Here is a 19,577-nt window from a genome sequence, read left to right as displayed (position 1 = left end):
TTTTACCGGTATCCATGTTCACGCAATGATCTGTCATCGCTCTTCCTTGCCGAATCGAAAAGGCAAAAGACCTGCAGCACCTGATCATACAGGTACTGCAGGTCTTTCCATTTCGCATCCCTTATTGTTCAACTGGCTTGTTCATCACAATCGCCCGGATTTGTTCCAGCGGGACCTTCGGTGCACGATCATAGGTCAGCAGGCCATTGATCTCCTGCTCTACATCGGTCAGCTGGGTATAGCAGAAACCCTGCACAATCGGTGACAGATGCATCGGACGGATCACTGCCTGCAGCCGGCTGAGATAATCCTCATCATTATCAGCGCCGGAATACCCCCAACCTTCCCACTCGCTCTTCTTGTAGGCAATACCGCCAAATTCGGTCACCAGTACAGGCTGTCCCTTATAACCGGCACCGCCTACGAAGATGCGGCGGCTGCCCGGCATGGCATTTACAGCCGTATTTACATCCGCATACCGCTCGGTGAGCACCTCTTCCCGCCATTCATAATCATGAATCGCGACCAGATCGGTATCCATCATCTCCCAGCCGTCATTATAAATGACCGGACGGGTCGGATCGAGGGAACGGGTCAGATGATACAGCGTTAGTCCATGCTGCTGCTGACGCTGATCGACCTGCACATTCGGAATGCCCCAGCTCTCATTCATCGGCACCCACACGATAATGGACGGATGATTGTAATCCCGCTCGATAATTTCCTGCCATTCATGGAGGAAGCGGCGGACATACTGCTCGGAATAGCTGTAAGCATTGGCCGCCTCGCCCCAGACGAGCAGACCTTTGCGATCACACCAGTACAGAAAGCGCGGGTCCTCCATCTTCTGATGCTTGCGCACCCCGTTGAATCCCATCGCCTGGGTCAGCTCGATATCCCGCAGCAGCGCCTCGTCGGTTGGCGCAGTCAGGATACCATCCGGGAAATACCCTTGATCCAGTACGAGACGCAGGAAATACGGACGATTGTTCAGATTCAGCTTGCCATTCTCGATCGAGATCTTGCGCATGCCAAAATAACTGTCCACCCGGTCCACCACGACCTGATCCCGCAGCAGCTCCAGACGGATATCGTACAGATTCGGCGATTCGGGCGTCCACCAGCGTCCCAATCCATGATCGTTAAAATCATTCAGTCCGATCGAGCGGATCTGCTCGGGATGAGTCACCAGGAACTCATCCTGCGTCACCATCTCCCCTGCAAAAGATACCGTTAGACGCGCAGTGAGGGAAGTGCCGGCAGCAATCATCTGCTGCAGCGAAGTTTCCGGGTAAAACAGGCGGATGCCGATCTCATTGCGGTCGATATCCGGCGTGAACTTTACCTGATGCAAATGACACTCCTCCACCGGCTCCAGCCATACCGTCTGCCAGATCCCGGTTGTCCGGGTATAGAAAATGCTGGCAGAGTCTTCTTTCCAGTACTGCTTGCCTCTCGGCAGGGTAACGTCCTTGCTGTAATCCTCCACCCGCACGACCACTTCATTGTGCGCGTCCAGCAGATCGGTAATATCCGCCTGAAAAGGCGTATGTCCGCCTTCATGCGATACTGCCCATTTGCCATTGACCCACACGGTCGCCTTGTAATCGACAGCACCAAAATGCAGCAGCACTCTTTTCCCCGTCCAGTCTGTCGGAATATCCAGCTGCCTGCGATACCATACCAGATCATGAAAACCGGTCTCTCCGATCCCGCTCAGCTCACTCTGAAACGTAAACGGCACCTGAATCTCCCGATCAAACGCTCCCTGACCGGACATATACCAGCGCTCCCGATCTCCTCTGCGCTGATCATCAAACGCAAATTCCCAGGCTCCGTTCAGATTGAGCCACTGTTCGCGTACTAGCTGCGGTCTTGGATACTCCGGCCTCGGTATGGCAGGTGCAGAGTGGTTATTTCCAGTGGATTGTTCGGCAGATACGTTCATTACATACAGCCTCCTTATAAATTGGATAGTTGGTAGTGTCTTACTGAATCTCTTGCTGAGTTCATCTGCTGCGGAAAGAACAAGTCTGCCCCCCGCACGCCCCTGCTACATTTCTTTGCCGCCTGTAAAAGCGATCCCCTTGATGATCTGCTTCTGGAATAGCAGGAATATGAGCAGTACCGGAATGGCAGCCAGTGCATTGGCCGTCATCGGCAGTGCATACTGCTGCACATAGGAGCTCTGGAACATCGGCAGACCGAGCGTGATGGTCATGAATGCCTTGTCCGAGATCGAGATCAGCGGCCATACATAATCATTCCATGCCCCGATAAAAGTAAAAATGCCGAGTGCGGCCAGAGCCGGACGGGACAGCGGCAGGAAGATGCGATACCAGATTTTGAAGAAACCGGCGCCATCGATACGGGCGGCTTCTTCCAGATCCTTGGGCAGTCCGTCGAAGAACTGCTTCATAATGAAGATCCCCATCGGTCCGGCAACAGCCGGCAGAATCAGCGAAGTACGTGTACCGAGCAGACCGATGTCTCTCATGAACAGGTACAGCGGAATCAGCGTCGCTTCCGCCGGGATCATCATCGCAGACAGAAACAGGAAAAACAGTACTTTACTGCCCGGAAAGCGAATCCGTGAGAATGCATAGGCCGCCATGGAAGACAGCAGCAGCACGAGTGCGGTCGTAACGACCGAGACGATCAGACTGTTGCCCATCCAGCCAAAGATGGGTGCCTGACTGAGCACCTTGGCATAGTTGGTAAACGAAAAATGAAATCCATCACCGAAGATCGGCTGACCTTCGGGTGTAAATGACAGCAGCAGCATCCATATAATCGGGATCAGGAAAAAGATTGCCAGCAGTACAGCTACAATCCGGCTCACATACATATACGCCCGGTCCATTGTTGTCATCTGCCTGTTCCCTCCTTATGATTCAAATTTGCGCAGCACCAGTGTCTGCAGTACAGAGATGACCAGAATGACAATCATCAGCACAAAGGCAATCGCTGATGCATAACCCATCTGGAATGTCTGGAATCCGTTTTCATAAATGGAAAACACGACGGTTTTGGTCGCGCCTGCCGGTCCGCCGCCAGTGATCAGTTTGGATTGCCCGAATATTTTGAAGGAAGCAATCGTCTGCAGAACCACGACCAGAATGGTAATACGCGACAATGACGGGAACGTAATATGCCAGAAGGTCTGCCAGCGGTTCGCCCCTTCGATCTGTCCAGCTTCGTAAAAGGACGCCGGAATATCCTGCAGCCCCGCCAGAAACAGTACAAATACAAAACCGACCGTCCACCAGATTGTAGACATAATAATCGAAGCCCAGGCCAGCAGCGGCTCGGACAGCCAGAATATTTCACTGTTGATCAGACCGAGTGTGCGCAGAATCTGGTTGAACAATCCACTGTATGGCTGAAGGAAAATCACCCATATGCTGGAAATAACGGAGACGGACAATACATACGGCATAAATACCGCAGCCCGAAAAAAAGCCTGTCCCCGCCGGATACCATGGATCAGCACAGCCAGCAGCAACCCGATTCCGCAAATTAGCGGTACGCTGACAATAGTGAACAGCACCGTGTGCAGCAGATTATTGCGAAACTCTTCATCCTGAAGCAGGGTCGTATAGTTGAGGAAGCCGATAAACTCCTTGTCTCCCAGCAGCGACCAGTCGTAAAAGCTGACCCGCAGCCCGTACAGGATCGGGAACAACGAGAACAGCAGAAAAAATATCGTATACGGCAGTACCATCATCACACCGGTTACCCAGCCCTGACGGGCCAGTCCTCTGCTGCCCCTCGTTATGCTTTTTTTATGTGCAATGGATTTGACAGCCATTATAATTCCCCTTTCTGTTGTCGTTCATCCGGTGCAGCCATGACATGACGAGTCAGGGCCAATCCGATTTATGTGCCAGGGAGACGGCTGCACAGGCGGAGAGAGCGGAATCGGCGACTGCCTTTTCCGCTCTATGCCTTTTGCATCCTTACTGGCCTGTCGTTTTATCGATCACGGCATTGGATTTTTCCAGCGTGGTCGCCGGGTCCTGTTTGCCTGCCATCATTTTCTCGAATTCCTTGATTACATTATCGTTGACCTGACCCTGTTTCTCGTTACGAGGCCAGTATTTGACGAAATCAGCGGACTTCGCATAGTCACTGCGGTATGGCAGATCCTTGAATTCCTGCGAATCCAGCACCTTGGTTACGCTCGGGATATGACCGGCTTTGGCCCACATGTCCCCATGCTGGGCGAGCCAGTTGGCGAAAGTCAGTGCGGCCTGCTGCTTGGCAGGGTCTTCCTTGCTGTGCTTCGGCAGTGCCAGAGTATGGGAATCACCCCATGTTGCCGGCTGATCATAGATTTGCGGCATCGGTACGACGCCAAAGTCCAGACCTTTGATATTCTCAAATGCACCGGTACTCCATACACCAGTAATGACTATTGCGGCTTTCTGATCCTGGAACAGTTTGACGGCATCATTGACATTGGGCGGAATCAGCTTGGATGTATACAGGCTGTTCACGTATTCCAGTGCTTCCAGCGCCTGCGGGTTATTCAGCTCAGCTTTGCCATTGGCATCGTAGAACTTGCCTCCACCGGTCAGCTGGTTGTAGAAGCCCCAGAACATCCAGTAGGCGTCAATCCGTACACTTGGCTGAGCGAGCGGTGCCACGTCTGCCGGAACGGCATTTTTGATTTTGGTCAGGAACTCGGTGAATCCTTCCGGAGACTGTTCAAATACGGGCTTGCCGTCCTTGAGTACACCGGCCTGCTCCAGATATTTCTTGTTGTAATACATAACAATCGCATGCGTATCGAGTGGAATCGAATAATGCTGATTATCATAAATGGTCGACTCCAGAATCGTCGGGTTAAATTCATCCCAATTGACGCCGGCGGATGAAGCCAGATCGTCCAGCGGTGTCACATAGCCGGATGGCACAAACTGCGGCATCCGGGAGGAGTGCAGTACAGCCAGATCAGGAGCCTGATCCGACGCCAGGGAAGTCTGCAGCTTGGTATAATAATCTTCCGAGCGGTTGCTCAGCTGTTCGACCTGAATCTCTTTATTTTCCTGATTGAACTTGTCAATCATGGCCGTCATGAACTCACCATCGCCACCGCTGAACGGTGTCCAGAACGTAATCTTTGTCTTGCCGCCGGTCTCTCCGCCCTCTGCGCTCTGTGAAGGCTGACTGCCTCCTGCACAGGCAGATAATACCAGCATAATCGCCAGCAGCAGCATGCCGGTCGATAGGAATTTATTTCTTCTCATTACAAGACCTCCCTGTATGTTTTAAGATGGGTGATGCGCCGCTCTCTAATTGCTAGCGCTTACATTACCTATCTTAAAATACAGGGAGGTCCTGAACCATGACGCTTTTTTCGATGGTATGGACATATATTTGGGTATATCCCTTCAGAGCAGCAGATCCATATATCCGCTATCCCGTGAGAAAAATAGACTGTGCCATCCTCCCTCTCCAGCTGCTGTTGGTTACACCGGATTGGATAGACTGCGCCTGTGCTCGCGGTACTGCTTGGGTGTCATCTGCGTCTCCGCCTTGAATACACGGTTAAAATGCCGGATATTCACAAAGCCCGTCTCGACGGCAATTCCGGATATTTTCTCATCCGTATGCACCAGTCTGCGGATCGCCTCGCGAATGCGTATTTCCGTCAGTACCTCGATAAAGGATTTGCCCAGCCTGGCTTTGAACAGGCTGCTTAAATAAGAAGCATTCAGATAGACCTTTTCAGCCATCAGGCCCAGCGTAATCGGCTCGGCATAGTGCTCCTCCATATACTGCACCACCTGATCCACCGCATGGGTGACATGACCTTCCCGGTGCCGGATCAGTTCATACAGCGCCTGCAGCTGGCTGCTACAGTAATCCGCCAGCTCCTGCCGGTCATTGATCATCCATACTTCCTGCAGTGTCTGTCCGATATCCCCGCCCTGCAGCCAGCTATCCACAATACCGTAGTCGAGCGCAATCTCGTAACATTCCATCATGATCCGGCTGATCTGCTGCTGTACGATCTGGGGCTGACTGATCTGGCGGCAGAGCCGATCGATAAATTCCTGTACCTGCCGGTTTAGCTGACCGCCATCCGCCTGGGACAGCAGCTGCTCCAGAAAGTGCCTGTCCGCTGCAGGCAGACGTACCGGATGATCCGACTGCCCGGCTATCGGCTGGGAGGGATAGACCAGTACCCGATCCCCTCCGGTCGTCAGGCGGTACAGCAGTGCCACCTCCGCTTCCCGATAGGAACGGGGGACAGATTCCAGATCGATCGCACCCCGCCCGATACCGACCGTAATGGTCAGCTGGGACATCCGCTTGATCGTACGAACCAGCTGACCGGCCTGCTGACGGATGCGGACTTCGGCATCTTCATCCTGCTCGGCCTGGATCAATGTCACGACCCGCTGCTGTTCCATAAAGGTATAACCGGGCCAGTCGGTCAGAATGACCTCGCGTACAAACTGCTGAATATACAGCAGGAACAGCTCCGGGTCGGTCTGATGATACCGTTGTTCGGCGACAGAGCTACGGTCCAGCTGGGCGATTAGACAGTATACCTTTTTCCCGTCAAAGGATAATCCGGCTTCTTCCAGCAGCTCTGCCGCATCATAAGCGATTCGTCCGTGTACGATACCGGACAGCAGCTGCTGCCTCATCAGCTGTTCGGACGGCCTGCTGATCGGGCGGACCGCTTCACGGGTATCCAGCTCCGCCTCGATCCGGGTTAGCGCCGCGTACAGTTCATCCTTTTGTACCGGCTTCAATAAATAATCACGGGCTCCACTGCGAATGGAGCTGCGCGCATATTCAAAATCATTATATCCGCTGAGCACCACACAGCGGATATCCGGATACTGCTCGGCCACCGCTGCCTGCAGCTGTATGCCATCCATGCGAGGCATTCGAATATCGGTAATGACCAGATCAGGCTGCTGCTCCCGGATCATCTCCAGCGCCTCCATGCCATCTCTCGCTTCGCCGCACACTTCCCAGTTCAGATTGAACCCCTGGATCAGATGGCGAAGTCCTTTGCGGAAAATCATCTCGTCGTCCACGACCAGCACTTTATGCATGTTTTGTACCCCTTTCTTTCTTTGATGATCATGTCCTCGTGTATGGAATTATTTTGTTCGATTTTGGTTTGATGATGATTCGAAACTGATTTCATGCCTGTCTGGCATCCGGTATCTGCAGGGCAGCAGGCACAATAATACTCACTTGCAGACCGCCTTCCTCCAGATTATGCAGACGCAGGCCATAGGCCTGTCCGTATTTGAGTACGATACGGCGATGTACATTGACCAGTCCATGCCCGCCGGGCCCTTCGGGGAGCACTCCTTTGTTCATTTTGTCATTCTGCTCGGCAAGCTCATGCTCTTCCATGCCCGGTCCGTTGTCCTGTACCATCATCTTGACGCTGCCAGCTTCCTGACATACACGGATCACAATGTGCACATTTCCGCGTCCGCGCTCCAGTCCATGCACGATCGCATTTTCCACTACCGGCTGCAGGGTCAGACGGATCATAGGACAGTTCAGCCACTGTTCGGGGGCATCCACTTCATAGGACAGCCGCTCTCCATAGCGGATCTGCTGGATCGCCAGATAGCCACGTACATGCTCCAGCTCCTGAGCGATCGTCACGTCGGTATGCTCACCGCCGATGCTGTAGCGCAGCAGGGCGCTCAGATGACCGGTCATCTGTACAATTTCCCGATTGTCCTCCAGCTCGGCATACATGCTGATTGAACCGAGCGTATTATACAGAAAATGCGGATTGATCTGGCTCTGCAGCGAAGCAATCTGTGCATTCTTTTCCCTGATCTCCGTCTCGTACAGCCGGTAGGTCAGGCGTCCGAGACGAGAGACCATCATATTAAAAGCCCGGCTCAGATGCCCGATCTCGTCCATATTTCGGGCAGGCAGCTCGATATCGAACTGCCCCCGCTCCACCAGCTTCATCGAATCACGCAGCCGGCTGAGCGGACGGGTGATCCGCATCGAGTGAATGACAGACAGCAGCACCGACAATAGCAGACAGAGACCGCCCAGCCAGATCATCTGCTGATTGATCCGGCTCGCATCCTGCAGCAGTACGGACAGCGGTACTGCCTGCAGCACCGTCCAGCCGGTTACCGGAGAGGTCTGATAGGTCAGCAGTACAGGCTGGCCGTCATTGTCCAGTGTCAGCGTCCCTTCTCCCCGGTAGCCGGTAAGCACCTGATCCGTCAGCACAAAGGCGCTGCTGCGATAAATGTAGTTCCCCTGCTGATCCACCATCGCAAATGCGGAGGTCTGCGAACTCTCCAGATTGCGAATCCGCTGAATCAGCGCTTCCTCCGGTACATTGATGACCAGCGTACCGAGCGGACGACCATTTTCCAGACTGCGGATCTGGCGAATAATCGAGAATACTTCATATGTCGAACCATTGTCCGACAGCAGCGCATGCGGAGCGGCAAAGTATCCTTTGCCCGACAGCTTTGTGCCGACAGGAAGCACACGCTCCTCGTCGGCTGCTTCCGCAAAACGTCCGGGACTGTCCGGCAGCTCCACATAGGAACGGGCATGATCGGATAACAGCGACACCCCGGTTACATCGACGCGTCCATTGACCAGAATCCGCCGGACAAAGCTTTCCAGCAGCAGACGCTGCTCATAGATATCCATCTCCCGGCTGTGCGATCCACTCTGTTCCAGATAATTCAGCAGCTCCGGCGACTGATAGGGTGTCACGGACAGCAGCACCAGCTCATTCATAAAGACATCCGTATTTGCTGTAAATTCCCGTACCACATCGGCCTGATATCTGCCCACATTCGCCTGAATCGAATTGGAATACCCGATACTGCTGATCCAGGAAGAGATAATGAGCGGAATCGAGATCAGAACCGTGTTCATCAGAATGAGGCGATTGACGAGTCGCATATTTTTCCATCGTTCCAGCCACTTTTTCATCGCTTACTCCTTTAAAATGCCATTAATCAAAGGCTCCAGACGATCCAGCATCTGATCGACCGTCTGCTTGCCGTACCAGAGCTTCTCCAGTTCATTGACCAGGGCATCGTTCACTTCACTCTGCTTGGGATGCTCCGGGAAATACTCCACATCATCCGCCGCTCCGGCATATTCCCGGCGGTACGGCAGCGAGAGATAGGACTCCGATGCCGCCTGATCACGCACAGCCGGTACATGTCCAGCCTTGCCCCAGACCGCTCCATGATTGGCCAGCCATTCGGCAAATTTGACTGCTGCGGCGAGACGACGTGGGTCCTGATCGCTATGCACCGGAAAAGCGAGCGTATGCGCATCTCCCCAGGAACCCGGTTTGTCATAAATTTGCGGAAACGGCATCACGCCAAAGTCCAATCCCTCCACCTGCTCAAAAGAACCTATCGACCACACTCCCAAAAACAGCAGCGCCGCCTTACCCTGGGCAAACTGAATCGTCGCATTGTTGATATCCGGCGGAATCAGCTGCTGATCGTACAGGGAAGCGACCTGCTCTAGCGACTGCCGTGCAGCCGGCATATTCAGCAAAGCCCTGCTGCCGTCCGGCGTATACAGCATTCCTCCACCTTCCATCTGCGCATAGAGCGACCACCACAGCCACAGCGAGTCAATGCGTACATTGGGCACAGCCAGCGGTGCGACATCCGCCGGCACTTTGCGCTGAATCGTCTGCAGAAATTCCATAAATCCCTCCTCTCCCGGCTTGATGATGACCTGACCATCCTTGTATACGCCAGCCTGTTCCAGCCATTTCTTGTTGTAATACAGTACGCTGAAATGGGTATCCAGCGGAAGACCATAATGCCTGCCATCCGTTACGGTACGCTTCAGTATCGCCGGATTAAAACGGTTCCACTGTACTCCGCTCTGCGTAGATACCGTACTGATATCCGTAATAAATTGGGCCGGAATGTACTGTGCATACATCGAAGCGTGGACTACAGCCACATCCGGCGCCTCCTCGGTCACGATCGCTGTAGACAGCTTGGTGTAATAATCGTCCAGCTTGTTATTTTTCATCGTGACTTGAATATGGTCGGTATTCTGCTCGTTATACTGCCGGACCAGCTCCTGCATAAATGAGATATCCCCGCCGCTAAATGGTGTCCAGAAATGAATCTGGATCGTATCATTGGCCTCTCCAACATTCCCTTTCAGCGCCAGCTGGCTGACCGTGTCCTGCCTGCGGTTGGACTCCAGGGCATACATACTGTAAGCCAACAGTAGCAGCACAACGACCGCAACCGCCAGTACCCACAGCTTGCGGCCGGGATTTTTATAATTTTTCCATTGCTGCCGCATAGGCTCCCTCCCTCTACTGCAATATGTGAATTACTGCCTCACTTTTCCTTCACTGCACTTCACTGCCGCCATTTTTCTTGCTGGTATTTTCCACTGTTCTCTCTGCTTGTTTCTCACTACTCTCTGTCCAAAGCCCTCTGTTCCCCTACACCATATCTACCTGCTGGCAAGGAAGTATAACCGTTTCCGCTAGCTTTAGGAATCCAGCAGGCATGAATCTCCAATGGAATGTCCATCCTTCCAAAATATTGTCCTGTTCCAGAAGGAATGTCTGCTGTACAGTTCTAAATGTAAGCGTTTTAATAATTGAAGAGAGGGGTCTGTTGAATGAAACCGTATCGACTTATTATTAAAGGGGGATTCCTATTTATTATGGCTGTATTGATACTTAGCAGCAGTTCCGCCGGAATCGCATCCGCTGACAGAGAACATACCAGCAAATCCAGTTCCACCAAGAAATTCTACTCTGTCATTATGCAGGATGGCGCGGATCCATGGATGTACAAGCATACCGACGGATTTTACTATTTTACCAAAACAACCGGCAATAACGTGACCATCTGGAAGTCCTCCACCATTACCGGTGTGGATGCTGCCGAGAAGCGCGAGATTACGACCGGTGGACAAAATGTATGGGCGCCTGAGATTCATTATCTGAATGGCGCCTGGTACGTGTATTACGCCAAGGATGACGGCGACAATGCCAATCACCGGATGTATGTTATGGAAAATACAGCGGCCGATCCGATGCAGGGTACCTGGACAGACAAGGGCCAGCTCACCGATTCGACCAATCGCTGGGGCATTGACGGTACCCCGTTCGCCATCGGCGATCAGCTGTATTATATCTGGTCCGGCTGGGAAGGCACCGAAAATGTCAGCCAGCATCTGTACATCGCCCGTATGAGCGACCCATGGACGATCAGCTCGGAACGGGTAGAGATTGCCCGGCCCACATACGACTGGGAGACCAATCATCAGCCCAATGTCAATGAAGGTCCACAGGTCTATATCAAAGGCCGCACCATCAACCTGCTCTACTCAGCCAGCGGCAGCTGGACCAATGATTATTCCCTCGGCCTCATCACAGCCGATACCCGCAAGGATCTGATGAATCCTGCTTCCTGGACCAAACGGGAGAAGCCTGTATTCGCTTCGGCGAATGGCATCTATGGACCGGGGCACGCTTCCCTCACGACTTCCCCGGATGGCCGTGAAGACTGGATTATCTATCATGCCGCCAAATTCGATGGCTCCGGCTGGAACCGGGAGATCCGCGCCCAGGAATTCGACTGGAACAGAGACGGCACTCCCGATCTGGACGAGCCTGCAGCCGCCAACCGCCCGGTCAGCCTGCCTTCCGGTGAACCGAAGCATACCCGCTATGAAGCGGAAAATGCTGTCTTTGGCGGCGGTGCTTATGCTTCGTCCAGCGAAAATGGCTCCAAAGGTTCCAAAGCCGGACATATCGATCTTCCGGACAGCTACGCCGAATACACGATCAAAATTCCGGCAGACGGCAAATATATTCTCTCCGCCCGTACCGCCAACGGCACGACAGGAATGGACTGGTCTACACTGATGCTGTCCGTGGATGGCGCTGCACCGACGCCTTTTTATATTACCAATAAAGGCTGGGAAAACTGGGGACTCTCCACCCAGCTGCTTGAGCTGAGTCGCGGCAAGCATACGATCCGCTTCTCCAAAGGAGACGGCTACGGCGAGATCGATTTCTTCGATATCGTACCGGCCGACGGCCGCAAATAAGCGATCTGTGTAACAAAAAAAGCTCCTGTCCATCCACTATCCGTTATGCGGATCAGTGAATAGGCAGGAGCTTTTTGCATGGTGATCATATCCATTCGTAATTCATATAAGAATCAGAGTATTCGTACGGGTCAGCTTTCCGATCAGGAAGCCATAGGCACGGAATTTTTCGCTTCGGAAGGCTGCTGCTGTCTGGAGATGACGAACAATACACCCCAGATGAGCAGGAATCCAAGCAGCTGGGACCAGGTGACAAGCTGCTGGTAGACGATCCAGTTGATCAGTACACCCACCATCGGGAAGCTCAGCTCGGCCAGTGTAGCGACCGAAGCTTTAGTGGTCGACAGCCCTTTGTAATACATGAGCAGACTGAGCAGACCGGGCAGCAGCGCCTGACCAAGCAGATTAACGACGACCAGTGTCACTGGAATCGCCCCCGCCGGCAGGCTCCAGGCAGCATTTTCGTTCAGCGTCATGAACAGCAGCAGCGGAATCGCCAGAATGAACCGCAGCGAAGTAACGGTTTCGTATTTCATTTTACCGACCATTAGACGTCCCATAACGGTGGAACCGCCCCATAGTGCAGCCGCGCCCAATGCCAGCAAGGAACCAACCTGGGCAAAGTCACCCATATGACCAATCGGAATTGTAAAACCGAAGGTAAGCAGATACGTACCGCCCAGTGCCAGCACGAACAGCCAGCCAAATCCTCGCGGCAGCATTTCCTTGAGCAGCAGACGGGCCAATACGATGGCAAAGATCGGCTGCAGCTTTTGCAGCAGCAGTACGGCGTTCAGATCCCCATGGGCCAGTCCCATCGTGAACAGAACCGTCGCCAGCGCCGAGCCGCCCCACGACAGGAACAGCAGCGCACCGACATGCTGCCATTTCAGGCCGCGCAGCTCCTGACGATTGATCCACAGGATGGGTGCGGCGAACAGCAGTGCCACCAGATGCTCCAGCAGAACGATCTGGGTAGATGTAAAGGAATCCAGCAGGATAATACGGAACAGTGGATCAATCCCCCATAGGGCTGCTCCGATAAAGACAAGCCAGAACCCGCTTTTGATATGACGTTGTTTGGCAGATGATGCAGATTGAATACGTGCGTTGGCATTTTCCATAATTCAAACTCCTCGTATGATTAGAATTTGAATAGGAGATCTTAATGCGGAAAGCCCCCGATATCGAGAAGTCGACAGTCGGGGGCTTGATCAAATAAACGTATGCGGCATCAGTAAAGAAACCGGCATAAGCCTATTTATTGATCTTCTCCCATCCGGACTTTACCGTCGGCTCTGGATTTACACCAGATCAGTCAGCTGCTGTGTGACACAGCAGTGAGTCGCGGGCTGCTGCTGACTATAGTCAACATTCACCGCCGGTCAGGAATTTCACCTTACCCCGAAGATCTCTATTCGATTAGTAATTATCATCATTCTTATTAGCCTTGAAATTCCTATTAACCTTGAAAACTCACTTTGAAATTTCCATGGGTTAATCTTTCAATATGTCTCATTATAAAGATACTTTTAGTAACTTGCAATAGTTTTTATACAGGTTGTACAGCTAACAGTTTTTTTCTTTTAATTCCGATCAACAAACTTAGTTATAGTATCGCTTACCCTTTTCATTTTGTAAAGAATAGTTTGGCAATAGAGAGAGAACACGATTAAGTAAAATAAGATAACCAACAAGAATAGATCATTTTTTATGATAAATCACTCATTATTTATTTCAAAATATACATAATTGAGAGGGGTATTTTTCATGAGTAATTTGCCACAAGACAACTATCCACCAGGTCAACCAGGATATAACACTGGAGTAATAAGCTTCAAGGATTGGATGATCACGATTCTGCTGATGGCTATTCCAATTGTAAACATTGTTATGCTGTTTGTATGGGGCTTCAGCGGCAGCACCAACCCATCCAAAGCCAACTATGCCAAAGCAGCGCTTGTATGGATGGCTATCGGTATCGTGCTGTATGTACTGCTCATTGTCATTTTTGGTGCAGCATTCATGAGTGCGATCAATTCATCTACAGGCTCCGGTTACTAATCCGTAAGCACCAAAAAGAAGCTCCTTCCGCAGAGGAGCTTCTTTTTTTATACCATTTTCCATCTCTATCTGGTAATTCCCTCTACTCTATTTCATATTCCATTCGCATGTTACGCGGCTTCATACCCAATCGTGCAGGTATTGTTATATCTGCAAGCTAAAATGTGATTGTTCTCATTTGATACATAATATGTATTATTTTACAATATAATAGTGACTATTTTAGCTGAAAGAAGGATTATAATGAACCGAACATGGCAATTCACTGCTTTATCCGCTGCTCTGCTGCTGCTCGCAGGCTGTGGACAGGCCAATCCTGCTCCTGCATCTGTACCTGCCGAGTCTGCGGGTCAGGCGGCTGATTCCACTACAGCAGCACCCGCAGCCCACTGGTCGTATGATCAGGAACATGGACCTGCTCACTGGGCCGAACTGGAGACCGGATTCTCCGCCTGCCGTACCGGTCAGGAACAGTCTCCGATTGATATCGAACACGCCCGGCTGGTGCCTTCCCCCACCGTGCATCCGGTTGATATCCACTACAGCACCACCCCGGTGACCGTCATTAATAACGGACATACGATTCAGGTCAATGTGCAGAACAAGGATAACTATATTATGATTGAAGGCCGGAAATATACGTTGGCCCAGTTCCATTTCCATCATCCGAGCGAGCATCAGATCGATGGCAAAAACGCCGAAATGGAACTGCATCTTGTTCATAAAAGCGCAGACGGACAAAGTGCTGTGCTCGGCATCCTCATTCATCCGGGCAGCGATAACCATGCCTTTGACCAGCTGTGGAGTCATCTACCGGATCATGAAAGCGAGCAGGAAGTTCCTTTGGCTGACCCCATTCAGCTGTCCAAGCTGCTGCCAGCGGATCGCCATGCGGTTCATTACACCGGCTCACTGACCACGCCTCCTTGCACCGAGCATGTGAGCTGGACCGTGCTGGAGCAGCCGATTGAGCTGTCCGCCGAACAGATTCAGCGTTTTGCCACCATTTTCCCTGACAATCACCGGCCGGTGCAGTCTGTCGGTTCCCGGGAATTGTATACCGAGCAGTAGGAAGATATATGGTTATATTGGCAAAAAGCAGGCAGGGTACCTTTTTGAGGGATTCCTACCTGCTTTTCCATATCTTCCTGTGTGCCTATCTTCCTGTATCCAACTGGATATAAATCCATGATGAATCGGTTGAACCCTATTACCATCAATACAGATTGCTGTCACATCAGTAATCTGTACTGCGAACAATCGCTGGTTGATCAGTAACGATCCAGGACAAGCTGGGTTTTGAGTGAATCCTGCGGTACGAGCCAGCCTTCCTGATTCAGGTAATTCATCAATTTCTGGCGGTTGGCTGCTGCATCGGCATACTCATCCGCTTTGAAGGAGATTTCAACGATTGGCTCTGTGCTGGAACCATCTGCAGTGCGGATCGGCCATACTTCCACATCAACTTCGATGCCATTCCAGGTGCCTTTGTATTTGCTGGCCATTACCGGACCATAGGCACGGGAATCTTCCAGCTGCTGCTTGCCCCAGTGAGATTGGCCTTTCCAGTCATCCAGTTTGCCGGGCAGCTTGTCCAGGATCATATCCAGTGCTTTGGATTCCGAAGGCAGGGTCGCTTTGGTGTCGGACGTTTTGATATCTTTGTCGTTGGACAGGCTCAGCGTCTGCTTGCCATAGCCCCAATCGATCTCGGCTTCATAATTGGTATCACCAGCGTCAAAGCCTTCTTTATTGGCAAGCGTCAGCGCAGCGTTAATATCGCCATTGGTAACGGGATAGCGCTTTTTGTATGTGATTTCATAATTCTTTTTGTCTTCTTTTTTGCGCAGGCGCACATTCCAGCCCTGTTCATTCAGGTTCTGTCCATCCGTATCAAAGTATTCGACTGCGATCTTTTGGCCGCTGCCCGGCAGTCCAAATGCACTGCTCAGTTCCGCGTCCGGGGTGGAATCAGGGTCTAATACGTTCTGATTCAATACAAACTTCACTTCATAACCCGGCGTCATATTGGCTGCCGCTTCAACCGGAGCTGAAGGCTGTACCATCATGAATGAGCCTGCCATTACCGTACTGCTTACCCATATTGCAACCGTCTTTTTCCAGCCCTGTACCCCATTATTGTTCACGTTGTTCTTCTCCCCTTGTCCATGGATTGGTGTCACACATGTCCTGCAAATTCATTGTAGCCGCTGCGAATTAAAGGGAATTCATTATTTCTATGCCAAATGATTAATTATCCACATAATCTCTATATGCCAGCCATCAATTATTCAATACCGTTCTATCATTCTACGGTGAATATCCTTATAACTACAGGTAGCAACAACGAGATCAAAAAAATACCGAAACGGCGCTGATGCACCATTCCGGTTTTCTCTTCTCTCTTTTCTCTTCATTGCACTGCATCTGTATTCAAATATTCAGCTTGGCCGACGGGGTCAGCGAATGGATATGCCGGAATCCTTCCTGCTGCAGTCGCAGCGCTAGACTGTCCGTTCTCGGCTTGGGCGCATGGACAAGCACGGTGGGCGGATCATTCAGATCACTCAGCATCTGGCGTACATCCGGCAGTCCCTGATGTACTTTGTACCGTACATAATGTACAGCGCAGCCGCTCTGGTTCATCCTGTACTGCTCCAGCATCCGGCGGCCAAAGGAACCCGCAGCCAGATGGCCGGTCAGAATAACGGTGTTGCGCTCCTCCTCCGCGAGCCAGTCATAATGCTGCCGGGCGATCGATGACTGCATCATCCCGTCAGTGACAAGCACAATGGCCTGACCGTAATGCTTATACAACCGGGCAGGCGATTCATCGCTGCCGATCCGGTGCAGATTCGGATAATGGAGTGCCCGCTCCATCCGGGCCAGTGCATCCTGATGCAGCCAGCCGCTGTAATCTGCGAACAGCTCAATGCCTTTCAGCAGGACCGATTCCACCAGCACCGGTATATCCGGATACTGCTCGCTTGCCCACAGCATCAGCTCCTGTCCTCTTCCATAGAGAGGAACAGGCAGCAATACCGAACCTCCCTGGCTTAAGGCTGCATCCATATGCGCTTTTAATTGAGCGAGCTTGTTCAGCTGCAGCTCAGGATCGGCTCCATACGCTGCATCCATAATCGCCAGATCCAGATCCGGTAAAATGCCCTGGACGGACGGAGTTCCGGATAATCTGCGAGCCTGATGCAGCGGGCGATCGGCATCCAGCAGCTGCGATTCACTCGTATAATCGCCGGAGAAAAAGATCCGCTTTCCTTTCCACGACAGGGCAATCCAGATGGAACCCGGCAGGTGTCCGGATCGCCCCCAGCATACGTCCAGACCGGGCAGGAGCGTACCCCAGCGTCCGGCCGGAATAACATCCTCCAGATAGCGATACCGGATGCGCTGCTCGTCCTGATCGTCATAGGGACGCGGAGCCGCACATTTATCGGTGTATCTCTTCCAGGCTTCAAAATAAACCGGCAGCTGGTTGACCGTCGCTCTGGTCGTCCATACGTCTCCCTTGTAGCCATGTCGATACAGCACAGGCAGCGCAATACAGTGATCTTCATGCGCATGGGACAGAAATACAGCCTGCAGCCCGCCAATCCACTCCTCCATATGATCCATCAGCGGATAGACACCGCCGCCTTCTTTTTTGACACCATAATCCAACAGCAGATGCTGCTGCTCGTGTGTCAGCAGATAACTCGATCTGCCATGTTCTCCCGCACCGCCGAGTACTGTCAGTTCCATCAGGCCTGCCGCCCTCCGCGTGTCGAAGGCAGTGCATTCAAAATGAGCAGCAGCACAGTGGTAATGCCGACAGAGACGACAGCCATCGCCATCCCCATAGAGACCGCCCCTTGTTCAAACTGGGCAAAAATATACGTGGCTGACGTCTGCATCGACGGCGGGAGAATCAATAGGGAAGCGACCAGCTCACGATTGGAAATAGTAAATGTCATCATCCAGCCGGCGATAATGCCGGGGATCAGCAGCGGCAGCAGAATCCGCCGGAATACATACAGCGGTCTGCCTCCGGACATCGCTCCTGCCTGCAGCAGAATCGAATCAATCTGTCCGTAGTTGGCTTTGACATACTGGACCGTATACGGAAGGAACAGAATCACATACGTCAGCACGACCATGCCATAGGAATTGTACAGCGGTACCGGCATCCAGGGTGAATTCCAGAACAGGATCAGACCGACGACAATCACGATACCCGGCACCGTATTGGGCATCAGGCTGAACAGATCGATCCACTTCTGCGATACCCGCTGTCCGCGGTCCACTTTTAAGGCAAAGAAGGTACCGAGTACAACAGCAATCGTCGAAGCGGCCAGCGAAAGGGTGAAGCTGTTCAGCAGTGCTTCCATGCTGTCCGAACCCGGCTGCAGCAGCTCGGCATAATGCTTGAACGTCCAGTTGCCGGCGGCGATGCCTGCACCGCGCAGTTTCAGCAGCGAAGCGGTGATTACCGAGAAATAGGGAATGCCGATCGAGACGACCAGCAGTAGGGCAATATACAGCCCGCTCAGCCATCCTTTCCATCCGGTCAGGGTATAGCCTTTTTGGCGGGAGCCTTTGCCTCCGGTTAACCGGTAGGAATATCGGCTGCTCAGTATGCTCTGTATGTACCACATGACCAGACAGGCACTCAGCAGCAGGGAAGCCAGTGCAGTCGCTTTACCAAAATCGATCGGCCAGCTGGAAATGTATTTGTGAATCTCCGAAGTCATGACATAGTAACCGATCCGGCGTCCGAATGTCGCAGGTGTACCGAATTCGGCAATCGTTTTGACAAAAATGAGCAGTACGCCCATGGCATAGCTGGACAGCAGCAGCGGCAAAATAATACGGCGAAACCGATAGCCTGGCGAACCTCCATGCACGGTAGCCGCTTCTTCCATACTGCCGCTGATCTGCAGCAGCGTATTGCGCAGAATCAGATACAGGAACGGAAACAGATGCAGACTCATAATCATGACCATGCCACCCAGACTGAAAAAGGCAGGCGTCCATGCAGCAGATGCAGGCAGCAGCTGTTCCATATACCCATTTTTCTGCATAAACAGCATCCAGCCCATCGAGCCGATGTAAGGCGGTGTCATAAATGGAATGAGCAGCACCACATCCAGCCAGCGCTGCCGGCCGAGCGGCGAACGTGCCATGATCCAGGCGAGCGGCAGCGCCAGTATTGTCGTAACGACAATAACGAGCACGCCAAGCCAGAGTGAGTTGAACAGGACAGAAGCCAGATTACTGCTGGCGAACATCTGCAGCGGAGCAGCGGGATCAATATGCCCGTCCCGCTCTACTGCCGTATAGAAAATCAGCAGCAGTGGAAAAACAATGAGTACGGCGAGCAGCAGAAATGCTGCAGCCGTACTCCATTTGCGATAATGGATCATTCTATT

14 protein-coding genes and 1 riboswitch are annotated in these 19,577 nt (G+C 52.3%); of the genes, 3 read left to right on the top strand and 11 right to left on the bottom strand.

What is annotated here, in order from left to right; genetic code table 11:
• Positions 1 to 121 precede the first annotated feature (121 nt).
• From WH45_RS16500 to WH45_RS16470, 7 genes are all read right to left on the bottom strand, one after another.
• The gene (locus tag WH45_RS16500; protein WP_046215525.1) at positions 122 to 1,948 is read right to left on the bottom strand and encodes a glycoside hydrolase family 2 protein; all 1,827 of its coding nucleotides are present in this window, start codon (positions 1,946 to 1,948) and stop codon (positions 122 to 124) included.
• Between the two features lie 105 nt (positions 1,949 to 2,053).
• Positions 2,054 to 2,872 (bottom strand): carbohydrate ABC transporter permease, encoded by an 819-nt coding sequence (locus WH45_RS16495; protein ID WP_046215524.1) that lies wholly within the window; start codon positions 2,870 to 2,872, stop codon positions 2,054 to 2,056.
• A 15-nt stretch (positions 2,873 to 2,887) separates the two neighbouring features.
• Positions 2,888 to 3,811, bottom strand: a complete 924-nt coding sequence (locus tag WH45_RS16490) for a carbohydrate ABC transporter permease (RefSeq protein ID WP_200897734.1) — start codon at positions 3,809 to 3,811, stop codon at positions 2,888 to 2,890.
• Positions 3,812 to 3,959: 148 nt separating this feature from the next.
• Entirely contained in the window at positions 3,960 to 5,252 is a 1,293-nt protein-coding gene (locus WH45_RS16485; RefSeq protein WP_046215523.1) for an ABC transporter substrate-binding protein, read from the bottom strand.
• 222 nt (positions 5,253 to 5,474) lie between these two features.
• Positions 5,475 to 7,079 (bottom strand): response regulator, encoded by a 1,605-nt coding sequence (locus WH45_RS16480; protein ID WP_046215522.1) that lies wholly within the window; start codon positions 7,077 to 7,079, stop codon positions 5,475 to 5,477.
• Between the two features lie 91 nt (positions 7,080 to 7,170).
• Complete coding sequence (locus WH45_RS16475) at positions 7,171 to 8,964, bottom strand: cache domain-containing sensor histidine kinase (RefSeq protein ID WP_046215521.1); 1,794 nt, start codon at positions 8,962 to 8,964, stop codon at positions 7,171 to 7,173.
• 3 nt (positions 8,965 to 8,967) lie between these two features.
• Positions 8,968 to 10,320 (bottom strand): extracellular solute-binding protein, encoded by a 1,353-nt coding sequence (locus WH45_RS16470; RefSeq protein ID WP_052723822.1) that lies wholly within the window; start codon positions 10,318 to 10,320, stop codon positions 8,968 to 8,970.
• A 372-nt stretch (positions 10,321 to 10,692) separates the two neighbouring features.
• Between WH45_RS16470 and WH45_RS16465 the strand changes: the two genes are divergently transcribed.
• Positions 10,693 to 12,087 (top strand): family 43 glycosylhydrolase, encoded by a 1,395-nt coding sequence (locus WH45_RS16465; protein ID WP_052723821.1) that lies wholly within the window; start codon positions 10,693 to 10,695, stop codon positions 12,085 to 12,087.
• A gap of 143 nt (positions 12,088 to 12,230) precedes the next feature.
• Here WH45_RS16465 and WH45_RS16460 read toward each other — a convergent pair whose 3' ends face one another.
• The gene (locus WH45_RS16460; protein WP_046215520.1) at positions 12,231 to 13,211 is read right to left on the bottom strand and encodes a DMT family transporter; all 981 of its coding nucleotides are present in this window, start codon (positions 13,209 to 13,211) and stop codon (positions 12,231 to 12,233) included.
• Positions 13,212 to 13,350: 139 nt separating this feature from the next.
• Positions 13,351 to 13,503, bottom strand: a riboswitch (FMN riboswitch).
• Between the two features lie 354 nt (positions 13,504 to 13,857).
• Between WH45_RS16460 and WH45_RS16455 the strand changes: the two genes are divergently transcribed.
• Both WH45_RS16455 and WH45_RS16450 read left to right on the top strand, forming a co-directional pair.
• Positions 13,858 to 14,151 carry a hypothetical protein gene (locus WH45_RS16455; RefSeq protein WP_046215519.1) on the top strand — a complete coding sequence of 98 codons (294 nt, stop codon included), beginning with the start codon at positions 13,858 to 13,860 and terminating at the stop codon, positions 14,149 to 14,151.
• A gap of 243 nt (positions 14,152 to 14,394) precedes the next feature.
• A complete protein-coding gene (locus WH45_RS16450; RefSeq protein ID WP_052723820.1) occupies positions 14,395 to 15,222 on the top strand; it encodes a carbonic anhydrase in 828 nt (275 codons plus the stop codon).
• A gap of 200 nt (positions 15,223 to 15,422) precedes the next feature.
• On the opposite strand, the gene WH45_RS16445 is transcribed toward WH45_RS16450, so the two are convergent.
• The 3 genes from WH45_RS16445 to WH45_RS16435 form a co-directional block, all read right to left on the bottom strand.
• Positions 15,423 to 16,235 carry a CYTH domain-containing protein gene (locus WH45_RS16445; protein WP_046215666.1) on the bottom strand — a complete coding sequence of 271 codons (813 nt, stop codon included), beginning with the start codon at positions 16,233 to 16,235 and terminating at the stop codon, positions 15,423 to 15,425.
• A 349-nt stretch (positions 16,236 to 16,584) separates the two neighbouring features.
• Positions 16,585 to 17,910: an MBL fold metallo-hydrolase gene (locus WH45_RS16440; RefSeq protein ID WP_046215518.1), complete on the bottom strand. Its 1,326-nt coding sequence runs from the start codon at positions 17,908 to 17,910 to the stop codon at positions 16,585 to 16,587.
• Positions 17,910 to 19,571: an ABC transporter permease gene (locus WH45_RS16435; protein WP_046215517.1), complete on the bottom strand. Its 1,662-nt coding sequence runs from the start codon at positions 19,569 to 19,571 to the stop codon at positions 17,910 to 17,912. Before WH45_RS16435 ends, WH45_RS16440 begins: the two co-directional genes overlap by 1 nt.
• Positions 19,572 to 19,577 lie beyond the last annotated feature (6 nt).

Origin of the sequence: Paenibacillus wulumuqiensis (genome assembly GCF_000971965.1) — a bacterium.
GTDB classification, from domain to species: Bacteria; Bacillota; Bacilli; order Paenibacillales; family Paenibacillaceae; genus Saccharibacillus; species Saccharibacillus wulumuqiensis.
The sequence above is the reverse complement of the archived record's forward strand: the minus strand, read 5'-3'. Positions and strand labels throughout refer to the sequence as shown.